Annotated in this window: 12 protein-coding genes and 1 pseudogene; all 13 read left to right on the top strand. The window is 70.9% G+C overall.

The genetic code is table 11. The annotated features are described in order from the left end of the window. Positions 1-43 precede the first annotated feature (43 nt). Positions 44-1,048, top strand: a complete 1,005-nt coding sequence (locus OO70_RS44720) for a TauD/TfdA family dioxygenase (RefSeq protein ID WP_199827523.1) — start codon at positions 44-46, stop codon at positions 1,046-1,048. Then, on the top strand, positions 1,045-2,073 hold the full coding sequence (gene sbnB, locus OO70_RS44715; protein WP_043685480.1) for a 2,3-diaminopropionate biosynthesis protein SbnB: 1,029 nt from the start codon (positions 1,045-1,047) through the stop codon (positions 2,071-2,073). Before OO70_RS44720 ends, sbnB begins: the two co-directional genes overlap by 4 nt. Before the next feature lie 33 nt (positions 2,074-2,106). Beyond that, positions 2,107-3,081 carry a 2,3-diaminopropionate biosynthesis protein SbnA gene (gene sbnA / locus OO70_RS44710; protein ID WP_043685478.1) on the top strand — a complete coding sequence of 325 codons (975 nt, stop codon included), beginning with the start codon at positions 2,107-2,109 and terminating at the stop codon, positions 3,079-3,081. Between the two features lie 92 nt (positions 3,082-3,173). Beyond that, positions 3,174-4,808, top strand: a complete 1,635-nt coding sequence (locus OO70_RS44705) for an acyl-CoA dehydrogenase family protein (protein ID WP_043685475.1) — start codon at positions 3,174-3,176, stop codon at positions 4,806-4,808. 206 nt (positions 4,809-5,014) lie between these two features. Beyond that, entirely contained in the window at positions 5,015-6,304 is a 1,290-nt protein-coding gene (locus OO70_RS44700; RefSeq protein ID WP_043685473.1) for a GAF domain-containing protein, read from the top strand. Between the two features lie 169 nt (positions 6,305-6,473). Then, complete coding sequence (locus OO70_RS44695) at positions 6,474-7,733, top strand: hypothetical protein (RefSeq protein ID WP_043685471.1); 1,260 nt, start codon at positions 6,474-6,476, stop codon at positions 7,731-7,733. 37 nt (positions 7,734-7,770) lie between these two features. Next, a complete protein-coding gene (locus OO70_RS44690; RefSeq protein ID WP_043685467.1) occupies positions 7,771-8,343 on the top strand; it encodes a GNAT family N-acetyltransferase in 573 nt (190 codons plus the stop codon). 127 nt (positions 8,344-8,470) lie between these two features. Next, complete coding sequence (locus tag OO70_RS56945) at positions 8,471-8,554, top strand: putative leader peptide (RefSeq protein ID WP_309500612.1); 84 nt, start codon at positions 8,471-8,473, stop codon at positions 8,552-8,554. 128 nt (positions 8,555-8,682) lie between these two features. Beyond that, positions 8,683-10,380, top strand: a complete 1,698-nt coding sequence (locus OO70_RS44685; RefSeq protein WP_043685465.1) for a nitrite/sulfite reductase — start codon at positions 8,683-8,685, stop codon at positions 10,378-10,380. Beyond that, entirely contained in the window at positions 10,377-10,556 is a 180-nt protein-coding gene (locus OO70_RS44680) for a hypothetical protein (protein WP_043685462.1), read from the top strand. Before OO70_RS44685 ends, OO70_RS44680 begins: the two co-directional genes overlap by 4 nt. Further along, entirely contained in the window at positions 10,553-11,263 is a 711-nt protein-coding gene (locus OO70_RS44675) for a phosphoadenylyl-sulfate reductase (RefSeq protein WP_043685461.1), read from the top strand. The genes OO70_RS44680 and OO70_RS44675 overlap by 4 nt, the downstream gene beginning before the upstream one ends. Continuing rightward, positions 11,260-11,850, top strand: coding sequence for an adenylyl-sulfate kinase (gene cysC / locus OO70_RS44670; RefSeq protein WP_078651810.1), 591 nt, complete (start codon positions 11,260-11,262; stop codon positions 11,848-11,850). The genes OO70_RS44675 and cysC overlap by 4 nt, the downstream gene beginning before the upstream one ends. Beyond that, a pseudogene (locus OO70_RS44665) lies at positions 11,847-12,017 on the top strand (sulfate adenylyltransferase subunit CysD); the annotation flags it as partial. The gene cysC and the pseudogene OO70_RS44665, both read left to right, overlap by 4 nt.

The raw sequence follows: 12,017 nt of genomic DNA, 5'->3' as shown, positions 1-12,017 counted from the left end.
CCCCGGTCGAACGCTCAACAGCACCACCGAAAGGATCACCGAGATGTCGCTGTCATCCGCGACCCTTCTCCACTCCGTCTCTGTCAGCCCGGACAGTCCGCCGCTGCTGCACGCCGACGTCGGCGCGGACCCGGTCGGCTGGGCCGCCCGGCACCGTGAGGCGCTGCGTGCCGTCGTCGCCGAGCACGGCTGCGTCCTGGTCCGCGGTCTCGGGCTCGCCGACCCGGCCGGGGCCGAGGCCGTCTTCCGGCGGCTCACCCATTCCCTGATGGCCGACCGGGAGCCCTTCGCGCCCCGCCGTACCTATGCGGAGGGCGTGTACTCCGCCACCAAGTGGCCGACCGACCAACAGATGTGCCAGCACCACGAGTTGAGCTACGCCCTGGAGTTCCCCGGGCTGCTGCTCTTCGCCTGCCTCGACGCGCCGACGCGGGGCGGCGCGACCCCGGTCGCCGACGCCGAGGCCGTACTGAAGTCGCTGCCCGCGCCGCTCGTGGAGCGGTTCGAGCGGGAGGGCTGGCAGTTGACGCGGTCGTACCACGAGGAGATCGGGGCGTCGGTCGCCGAGGCCTTCGGCACCGACGACCGTTCCGTCGTGGAGCGCTACTGCCGCGCCCAGGGCATCGAGTTCGCCTGGCAGCGCGACGGTTCGCTGCGCACCCGGCAGCACCGCGCCGCCGTGCTCCGGCACCCGGTCACCGGCCGGCGCTGCTGGTTCAACCAGATCGCGTTCCTGAACGAGTGGACGATGGAGCCCGAGGTGCGCGAGTACCTGATCGACGTCTACGGTGCCGACGCGCTGCCCTTCAACACCCGCTTCGGCAACGGCGATCCGGTCGGCGCCGAGGTCGTGGCGGCCATCAACGAGGCCTACGAGCAGCACATCAGGCGCGAGCCGTGGAGCTCGGGCGACCTGCTGCTGGTGGACAACATCCGTACCGCGCACGGCAGGGAGCCGTTCGAGGGACCGCGCGAGGTCCTCGCGGGGCTCGGCGATCCGGTGCGGCCGGGGGACCTCGCCCCGTCGGCCGGCGGGAGGGCGGCATGAGCGTCGACACACCGTCGTTCGCGGTCATCAGCGGCGAACAGGTCCAACAGGCCCTGACCGGGCGGGAGTCGGAGATCGGCGCCCTCGTGGAGGCCACCTACCGGCTGCACGGCGCGGGCGATTCGGTGAACCCGCCGTCGTACTTCCTGCGGTTCCCGGACCGCCCCTCGTCCCGCATCATCGCGCTGCCCGCCTCGCTGGGCGGGCCGTTGCGGGTGGACGGCCTGAAGTGGATCTCCAGTTTCCCGGGGAACACCGGGTCGGGGCTGCCCAGGGCCTCGGCGGTGCTGATCCTCAACGACCCGGACACCGGCTATCCGTACGCCTGTCTGGAGAGTTCGGTGATCAGCGCCACCCGTACGGCGAGCTCGGCGGCCCTCGCGGCCGACAAGCTCAGCCAGGGGCGGACGCGGCCGCTGCGGGTCGGGTTCGTCGGGACGGGTCTGATCGCCCGCTACATCCACACCCATCTCCGGGCCACCGGCTGGGAGTTCGAGGAGACGGGCGTGCACGACCTGTCCGCGGACAGCGCGGAGGGGTTCCGGGGTTATCTGGAGCGGTCGGGGGTGCCGGGGCGGGTCACGGTGCACGACAAGATCGAAGGCCTGGTGCGCTCCAGCGACTTGTTGGTCTTCGCGACGATCGCCGGCTCGCCCCATGTGCACGATCCGGCGTGGTTCGACCACCATCCGCTGGTCCTGCACGTGTCGTTGCGGGATCTCGACCCGGCGATCCTGCTCGCGTCCGCGAACTTCGTGGACGACGTCGAGCACTGCCTGAAGGCCGACACCTCGCCGCATCTCGCCGAACAGGCCACCGGGGGGCGGGAGTTCATCGACGGCACGCTGGACGACGTACTGACCGGGCGGGTGAGCGTGCCGACCGACCGGACGGTGGTGTTCTCGCCCTTCGGTCTCGGGGTGCTCGACCTCGCGGTCGGCAGGTTCGTCCATGACGAAGTGGTTCGACGGGGCGAACTCCGCGTCGTCGACGGGTTCTTCCACGAGCTGCGCCGGTACGGCTGACGGCGATCGTGGCGCACCAATTGGGGGGAAAGCATGGCTGTCATTTCTGATCCCGCGGAGTTCAACGAGGACGACCTCTACGTCGACCTGCGGGCCGCACTGGAACTGCCGCTCTATCTGAAGTGCGAGGGATTCAACTTCGCCGGCTCGATCAAGCTGAAGGCCGCCACCGAGATGGTGAACGCGGCCGAGCGCGCCGGTGTCCTGCGGCCCGGGTCGGTGCTGGTCGAGTCGTCGTCCGGCAACCTGGGGGTGGCGCTGAGCATACTCGCGGCGAGCCGCGGCTACGGGTTCCTGTGCATCACCGACAGACGCTGCAACGTGCCGACGGTGCAGCTGATGGAGGCGCTCGGCAGCCGGGTCCACGTCATCGACCAGCCGGACGTGCACGGCGGTTTCCTGGGCGCCCGGATCGCCTACGTGCGGGCGCTGTGCGCCTCCGACGAGCGGTATGTGTGGCTCAACCAGTACACCAACCAAGGGAATTGGCGGGCGCACTACCGCACCACGGCACCCGCGATCGCCCGCCGGTTCCCGCAGCTGGACGTGCTGTTCGTGGGGGCGGGCACCACCGGGACGCTGATGGGCTGCGCGCGCTGGTTCTGGGAGTGGCGGCGCCGGGTGCGGATCGTCGCCGTGGACGCGGTCGGCTCGGTCACCTTCGGCGGGGAGGCGAGGCCCCGGATGATCCCGGGGCTCGGCACCAGCGTGGGGTCGGCCTTCCTCGACGCGTCGTACATCGACGACGTGATCCATGTCGAGGAGGGGGACACCGTGCAGGCCTGCCGTCGGCTGGCCGCGCGGGGCTTCCTGTTCGGCGGATCCACCGGCACGGTCGTCAGCGGTGCCGAGCAGTGGCTCGCGCGGAACGGACGGCACGGCACCACGGCCGTGGCGATCGCCCCTGACCTCGGTGAACGCTATCTCGACACCGTCTACCGCACGGGCTGGCTGGAGGAGGAGGCGCCCGAACCCGAGATGCTGGCGGCGATGTCCCGCTCGGCCTGACGTCCGCGGCGGCGGCTGTGTCAGGGTGGAGATCCACAGCACCGCAGGGTGGAGATCCAGACCACCGCCGTCCCCACGGGTAGGTTCCAGCCATGGCACGCACCACCCACACCGTGACGAACCAGACTCCCCCGCTGGTTGGATACGACGTCTTCACCGCCGACCGCGTCCTCACGGCGGCGGTCGAGCGCCACACGGCACCCGGACTGCTGGACGAGGTCCGGGACGACCTCTCCGCACTGGGCCGCGCCGCCGGTTCGGCCCAGGTGCAGGAGTGGGGTGCGCAGGCCAACGACAACCCCCCGGGCCTGCGCACCCACGACCGCCATGGCAACCGGATCGACGAGGTCGAGTTCCATCCGGCCTGGCACCGGCTGCTCGGCAAGGGCGTGGCGGCCGGGCTGACCGCCGCCTGGAACCGCCCGGCCGGACATGTGCGGAGGGCCGCCGGGTTCCTCGTCTGGACCCAGGCCGAGGCGGGCAACTGCTGTCCCCTGTCGATGACCCACGCGGCGGTGCCCGCCCTGCGCGCCGACCCCGCGCTCGCCGCCGAGTGGGAGCCCCGGCTCACCTCCATGGTCTACGACCGTGAGCTGCGGCCCGCCCACCTCAAGGCCGGGGTGGTCTTCGGGATGGGCATGACGGAGAAGCAGGGCGGCAGCGACGTCCGCGCGAACACGACGGCCGCGCGCCCGCTCGCCGAGGACGGGACGTACGAGCTGACCGGCCACAAGTGGTTCTGTTCCGCGCCCATGTCCGACGGTTTCCTCGTGCTGGCGCAGGCACCGGGCGGGCTCACCTGCTTCCTGGTGCCCCGGGTGCTGGCGGACGGCACCCGCAACGTGTTCCTCCTCCAGCGGCTCAAGGACAAGCTGGGCAACCGCTCGAACGCCTCCGCCGAGGTCGAGTTCGACGGCACCTGGGCACGCCGGGTCGGGGACGAGGGCGACGGGGTGCGCACCATCATCGGGATGGTCGCGGCGACCCGGCTCGACTGTGTGCTCGGCTCGGCCGGTCTGATGCGGCAGGCCGTCGCACAGGCCGTCCATCACGCGGCCCACCGCGAGGCGTTCGGCGGCAAGCTCGTCGACAAGCCGCTGATGCGCAACGTGCTGGCGGATCTCGCCCTGGAGTCGGAGGCGGCCACCACGCTCGCGCTGCGGCTCGCGGCGGCCTACGACGACGGTGGCGAACAGGAGCTGGCGTTCCTGCGGTTGGCGGTCCCGGCCGCCAAGTACTGGGTGACCAAGCGCTGTTCACCGGTCGCGATCGAGGCCGCCGAGTGCCTGGGCGGCAACGGATACGTGGAGGAGTCCGGACTGCCGCGCCTGGTACGGGAGTCGCCGCTCAACTCGGTCTGGGAGGGCGCCGGCAACATCCAGGCCCTCGACGTCCTGCGCGCGCTGCAACGCGAGCCGCAGGCACTGAACGCCTTCCTGATCGAGGTCGGCCAGGTGCGCGGCGCCGATCACCGGCTGGACGGCGCGATGAAGAACCTGCTCGTCGAACTCGCCGACCTGGAGGGCATCGAGGGCCGCGCCCGGCGCCTGGTCGAGCGGATGGCGCTCGTCCTTCAGGGCGCGCTGCTCGTGCGGCACGCGCCACCGGAGGTCGCCGACGCGTTCTGCGCCTCCCGGCTGGGCGGCGACTGGGGCGCGGCCTTCGGCACCCTGCCGCCGACCCTGGACCTCACGTCGATCGTGGAACGCGCCAGGCCGACGGCCTGAACCACGCCGGTACATCGCGAGGGTGGTGCTGCGCCGACACGGCACCACCCTCGCAGCGTGGGACAAGTTTCAGACACCGTACGGCTGTTCACCAGGGTTGCAGAGGGTTGCAACTTGGCGGCTTCTGTGTCCGGACTGTCTCCCTCCGTCACCGCGGAACGGCACTATGAGACCAACAGTCGATACGGGACCGGAGAGAAGGACCCATGGCGAAGCCGCCGGCCGGCGTGCCGCAGCGCACCACCGTCGAGGCGGCGCGGACGGCACGGATGCTGAGCGACGCCCGGCACGGCACGCTCTCCGGACAGCGCGCCCGCACCCCACCGCGCCCGGTGATCGAGGAGTCCTGGGAGCGCGCGTTACGCGGCGGGACCCACCCCGACCACGATCTGCGCACCGGACTGCTCTCCCGCGAGGAGGTCGAACGGCGGCGCGGCGCCAGCCCGTTGCGGCACGTCCTGCCGGTGCTGCGGGAGGGCCTGGTGTCGGTCGCGGACGCCGCGCACCACATCGTGCTGGTCGCCGACGACGAGGGCCGGGCGCTGTGGCGCGAGGGCAGCGCCGCCGTACTGCGCAAGGCCGACGAGGTCGGCATCGAGGTCGGCACCGACTGGCGCGAGGACGTCGTCGGCACCAACGGCGTGGGCACCCCGGCGGTCGTACGGCGGCCCGTGCAGGTCTTCGCCGGCGAGCATCTCTCGCGCGCACTGGCCGCGTTCACCTGCGCGGGCGCCCCGATCACCGACCCCAGGGACGGCCGGCTGATCGGGGTCGTCGATGTCAGCGGCCCGCTGGAGACGATGCATCCGGCGACCCTCGCCTGGGTCGACTCGGTGGCCAAACTCGCCGAGGCTCGGCTGCGGGAGCTGCATCTGACCTCGCTGGAGCGGCTGCGCGCGGTGGCGGCGCCGATCCTGCCCCGGCTCGGCGGCCAGGCGCTGGTGGTGGACCGGGACGGCTGGACGGCCGCGGTCACCGGAATGCCGTACGTGAAGCGGATCGCGTTGCCCAAGTCGCCGTCGGGGGGCTGTCGTTGGCTGCCCTCGCTCGGGCTGTGCTCGCTGGAGCCGTTGGCCGGGGGCTGGTTGGTCCGCGTCGCCGACGAGCCGGGGCCGCGCGGCGCCACCCGGATCGTCCTCGACCTCGCCCATCCGCGCCGCTGGTCGGTGACGGTGTCCGGCAGCGCGGGCTCCTGGACCCATGAACTGAGCCCCCGGCACGCCGAGTTGCTCTACCTCCTGGCCCTGCACCGGACCGGCCGCAGCGCCTCGGGCCTGGCCGAGGACATGTTCGGCGACCCGTGCCGCACGGTGACGGTCCGGGCCGAGATGTCGCGGGTACGGCGCTATCTCGGGGCGTTCCTGGAGCACCGGCCGTACCGCTTCGGCGAGGACGCGGAGGTCGAGGTGCTGCTGCCGGACGACCCGCGCGAGTTGCTGCCGCACTCCACGGCGCCGGGGGTGGCGAGGGGGCGGACGTCGGTCCACACGGCGTAGCGGACAGGTGGCGCAAATGACACGTCCGGCAGCATCTTCCGCATATTTGCAGGGTCTTACCCATGGGGCGGCCACGACTGCCGTAGCATCCCCCTACGGGCCACCCCACCTGCTCCCTGGTCAACGCACGGATCACCAGGCGCAGTTGGCTCGCCTCGGGAGGACACTTATGGGTGCACGTGGGCGACACCGTCGGCGCAAGCGGGGCAGGGCGCTGCGCGCCGTGCTGACCGGAGCCGCGCTCGGCCTCACGGCGGCCGCGACGATGATCAGCGCCTCGCAGGCGACGGTCGGTTCCGATCCCGGGGCGTTGAAGCCGCTCACCTCGGCTTCCGAGCTGGGGAAGTCGGAGCTGCGGGAGACTCTGGAGCCGCAGAAGTCCCTGGACCGGCTCGCCAGGGCGATGGGCCACCCGGTGGGTGTCGACGCCGTCCTGAAGAGCGCCGACCACACTCTGCGCGACGCCGCCGACTGCACGACCGACGAGAAGGCGACGCTGCCCGTCGAACCGGCGGCCACGCGCGCGTACTGCTGGGACAGCGGCGACGCGGCCGACCCGGCGTGGACACCCCGCTCGGTGACCACCTCGGGCGACGCCGACGAGGACGGCTGGTGGGGCTCGAACCGGGTGATCCTCTCCGGCTGGACCGCGAACACCCGCGGCCTGGCCAAGGTCGCCTTCGTGAACGCCGCGGATCCGGCCCGCCTCACCTACACCTGGGCCCTCCTCGCCGTACCGACGGACGGCGGACGCGACTACCGCGGGCTCGTCTCCAAGGTCTCCGGCATGGTCTGGTACGAGGACAAACTCCTGGTCACCACCACGAGCGGGGCCCGCGACGCCCTGTACGTGTACGACATGAACCGCATCCAGCGCACCACGGTGACCGCCTCCGCGGTCGGCCGAGTGCGGGACGGCTGGTCGGCGGCCGGGTACCAGTACGTGCTGCCGGCGGTCGGGTCGTACCGACTGGCCGGCGGCAGTTCGGCCGTACGGCCCGTGGGTCTCTCCCTGGACCGCAGCTCGGTTCCGGACAGTCTGGTCGCGAGCGGGGCCAAGCGGCTGTGGCGCTATCCCTTCAGCCGCGATCCCGCGCGGCCGGGGCTGCTCGCCACCGACTCGGCGGGGCGCGCGGTGCCCGAGGAGGCGTACGCGACGAAGGTCAGCGGCACCGGGGGCGTGCTCGCGAACGGGTCCTCCTGGTACCTGGGCGGCGCGGCCGGGACGGACGGCGGGCGCGGCTCGATGTGGCGCCAGGACACGAGTGACGCGAAGGCCACCGAGTGCGGGGCCGACGAGACGCACCGGTGCTGGAGCACGCAGAGCGACTCCCTCTCGTACTGGCAGGAGACCGGCGAGGTCTGGTCGGTGTCCGGTCGGATGCTGTTCGCGCTCCCGCTGACCTCGATCGACAGATCCCTGGGCTGATCGACAGATCGCCGGGCCGGATGATTCCCTGGCGGGCATGACGAACATCCCCGTGACCACATGGTCCCTGGAGCAGACCGACCCGAGCGACCTCCTGCCGGCCATCGCGCCGGACGGGGACGTACGGATCGCCCGCTCCGAGGTGCCCTCCCCCGAGTTCAGCCGTTATCTGTACGCGTCGGTGGGCGGGGACATCCTCTGGATAGACCGGCTCGGCTGGACGTTCGCGCAGTGGCAGGAGCACCTGGACCGGCCGGGCGTGGAGACCTGGGTCGTGTACGACCGGGGCACGCCCGCCGGGTACGTGGAACTGGAGCCGCAGGACGACGGCGTCGTCGAGATCGTCTACTTCGGCCTCATCCCCGCCTTCCGCGGCCGCCGCCTCGGCGGCCACCTCCTCTCCTACGGCGCCGCCCGCGCCTGGGACCTCGCGGACCGCTGGCCTCAGCTGGCCCCCACCAAGCGGGTCTGGCTGCATACGTGCAGCCTGGACGGTGTGCATGCAATGGACAACTACCAGCGCCGGGGCTTCAAGCTCTTCGACACCAAGGTCGAGGAGGTGACCGTGGTGGCCACGCCGGGCCCGTGGCCAGGGGCCTACCCGGTCTGACCTGCGCCGACAAGACGTCGTGCGCGCCTTGTGACCGATGACACCCTCGTCTCGCATGTCGAGACCAGGGTGTCCGCATGACGGACGAAGCTGGACTGTGTCCAGAACGCCGTGACACGCTTCCGTCATGTCCGGAACTGGAATTGCCTTGGTGAGTCGGCGGCACGTCGACCTCGGCCGCATGTCCAGCGCCATCTGTCCGGCGGGCTAGTCGAGCCGCAGTACCGCCGGTTTTCCCGTATCAGCCTCATACTGCGCAAAGACGCGCGCGTATGCCCGCATGCGCCCGTACGCGCAGGTCAGAGCCGATCACCCGCCTGTCCCGGAGGACGTAGAACCATGGCCGCCACGCCTGAGAACCCTGCTGCCGCAGCGCCCCGCCGCAAGGTGAGCCGTCACCGCGGCGAGGGTCAGTGGGCAGCCGGACACTTCACCCCCCTCAACGGCAACGAGCAGTTCAAGAAGGACGACGACGGTCTCAATGTGCGGACACGCATTGAGACGATCTACTCCAAGCGCGGGTTCGACTCGATCGACCCGAACGACCTCCGCGGCCGTATGCGCTGGTGGGGGCTGTACACCCAGCGCAAGCCCGGGATCGACGGCGGCAAGACCGCGATCCTGGAGCCGGAGGAGCTGGACGACAAGTACTTCATGCTGCGCGTCCGGATCGACGGCGGCCGGCTGACCACGGACCAGCTCCGCGTGATCGGCGAGATCTCGCAGGAGTTCGCGCGCGGCACGGCCGACCTCACCGACCGGCAGAACGTGCAGTACCACTGGATCCGCATCGAGGACGTGCCCGAGATCTGGAACCGCCTGGAGGCGGTCGGTCTCTCCACCACCGAGGCCTGCGGCGACACGCCCCGCGTGATCCTCGGCTCGCCCGTGGCGGGCATCGCCGAGGACGAGATCATCGACGGCACCCCGGCGATCGACGAGATCCACCGCCGGATCATCGGCAACAAGGACTTCTCGAACCTGCCCCGCAAGTTCAAGTCCGCGATCTCCGGCTCGCCGCTGCTGGACGTGGCGCACGAGATCAACGACATCGCCTTCGTCGGCGTGAACCACCCCGAGCACGGCCCCGGCTTCGACGTCTGGGTCGGCGGCGGCCTCTCCACCAACCCGAAGATCGGCCAACGCCTCGGCGCCTGGGTCCCGTTGGACGAGGTCCCGGACGTCTACGAGGGCGTCATCTCGATCTTCCGCGACCACGGCTACCGGCGACTGCGCACCCGCGCCCGCCTGAAGTTCCTGGTCGCCGACTGGGGCATCGAGAAGTTCCGCCAGATCCTCGAGGACGACTACCTGAAGCGCAAGCTCGTCGACGGCCCGGCCCCCGACCAGCCGGTCGCCCGCTGGCGCGACCACGTCGGCGTCCACCGCCAGCAGGACGGCCTGTTCTACGTCGGTTTCGCCCCGCGCGTCGGCCGCGTCGACGGCACCACGCTCACGAAGATCGCCGAGCTGGCCCAGGCGCACGGCTCGGGCCGGCTGCGCACGACGGTCGAGCAGAAGATGATCGTGCTCGATGTGGAGGAAGGGCGGATCGAGTCCCTTGTGGAGGGCCTCGAAGCGCTCGGCCTGACCGCCAAGCCGTCTCCCTTCCGGCGCGGCACCATGGCCTGCACCGGCATCGAGTACTGCAAGCTCGCGATCGTCGAGACCAAGCAGCGCGGCATCACGCTCATCGACGAACTCGAGCGCCGCATCCCCGAGTTCGACGAGCCGATCACCATCAACATCAACGGCTGCCCGAACGCCTGCGCCCGTATCCAGGTCGCGGACATCGGTCTCAAGGGCCAGTTGGTCCTCAACGACCAGGGCGAGCAGGTCGAGGGCTTCCAGGTGCACCTGGGCGGCGCCCTCGGTCTGGAGGCCGGCTTCGGCCGCAAGGTCCGTGGCCTGAAGGTCACTTCGGAGGAACTGCCCGACTACGTCGAGCGCGTCCTCACCCGGTTCCAGCAGGAGCGCGAGGACGGCGAGCGCTTCGCCACGTGGGCCACGCGCGCCAGCGAGGAGTCACTGTCGTGAGCGAGCGGGCTGCCCCCTTCTACTGCCCCTACTGCGGCGACGAGGACCTGCGTCCCAACGAGCAGGGCCATGGCGCATGGGAATGCGCGGCATGCAATCGGGCCTTTCAGCTGAAGTTCCTCGGGCTCCTCGCCCGGGGTCTCCAGCAGACCGAAGCAGGGGAAGACAAGATATGACGACGACTCAGAAAGCGCGCCCCACCGACGACTTGAAAGCCCTCGCCGAGCAGGCGGGCCGCGACCTGGAGGACGCCTCCGCGCTGGAGATCCTCCAGTGGGCGGTGAAGACCTTCGGCAAGCAGTTCTGCGTGACCTCCTCGATGGAGGACGCGGTGGTGGCCCACCTCGCCTCCCGCGCCATGCCCGGCGTGGACGTGGTGTTCCTCGACACCGGCTACCACTTCCCCGAGACCATCGGCACGCGTGACGCGGTCGAGGCCGTGATGGACGTCAACGTCATCACGCTCACCCCGCGCCAGTCGGTCGCCGAGCAGGACGCCGAGTACGGCCCCAAGCTGCACGACCGCGACCCGGACCTGTGCTGCAAGCTGCGCAAGGTCCAGCCGCTGGAGCAGGGCCTGACCAAGTACGCGGCCTGGGCGACCGGGCTGCGCCGCGACGAGTCCCCGACCCGGGCGAACACCCCGGTCGTCGGCTGGGACGAGAAGCGCCAGAAGGTCAAGGTCTCCCCCATCGCCCGCTGGACGCAGGACGACGTGGACGCCTACGTCGCCGAACACGGCGTCCTCACCAACCCGTTGCTGATGGACGGCTACGCGTCCGTCGGCTGCGCGCCCTGCACCCGTCGGGTGCTGGAGGGCGAGGACGCACGCGCCGGCCGCTGGGCGGGGCGCGGGAAGACCGAGTGCGGGCTGCACGAATGACCGCCCCCTCCACAGAAGAGACCGCCTCCACCGAAGAGCAGGAGATTCACGTGACGACCGGAGCCACCGTCTGGCTCACGGGTCTGCCGAGTGCCGGCAAGACCACCATCGCGTACGAGCTGGCCGGCCGGCTGCGCGAGGAGGGCCACCTCGTCGAGGTGCTCGACGGCGACGAGATCCGCGAGTTCATCTCGGCGGGCCTCGGCTTCAGCCGCGAGGACCGGCACACCAACGTGCAGCGCATCGGCTTCCTCGCCGAACTGCTCGCCCGCAACGGCGTCAAGGCGCTCGTCCCGGTCATCGCCCCGTACACCGACAGCCGCGAGGCCGTCCGCAAGCGGCACCAGGAGAGCGGCGCCGCCTATATCGAGGTGCATGTGGCGACCCCGGTCGACGTGTGCTCCGTACGCGACGTGAAGGGTCTCTACGCCAAGCAGGCCGCCGGTGAACTGACCGGGCTCACCGGGGTCGACGACCCGTACGAGGAGCCCGAGTCGCCGGACCTGCGGATCGAGTCGCAGCACCAGACCGTGCAGGAGTCGGCGGCGGCACTTCACGCGCTGCTCACCGAGAGGGGACTGGCATGACGGCGACCGTCGCCAAGACCGACGAGGGTACGGACACGCCGTACGCCCTCTCGCACCTGGACGCTCTGGAGTCCGAGGCGGTGCACATCTTCCGTGAGGTGGCGGGTGAGTTCGAGCGGCCGGTGATTCTCTTCTCCGGCGGCAAGGACTCCATCGTCATGCTGCAC

This window comes from Streptomyces xylophagus (assembly GCF_000716435.1).
Classification (GTDB): Bacteria; Actinomycetota; Actinomycetes; order Streptomycetales; family Streptomycetaceae; genus Streptomyces; species Streptomyces xylophagus.
This window is presented reverse-complemented; position numbering and strand designations above follow the sequence as displayed.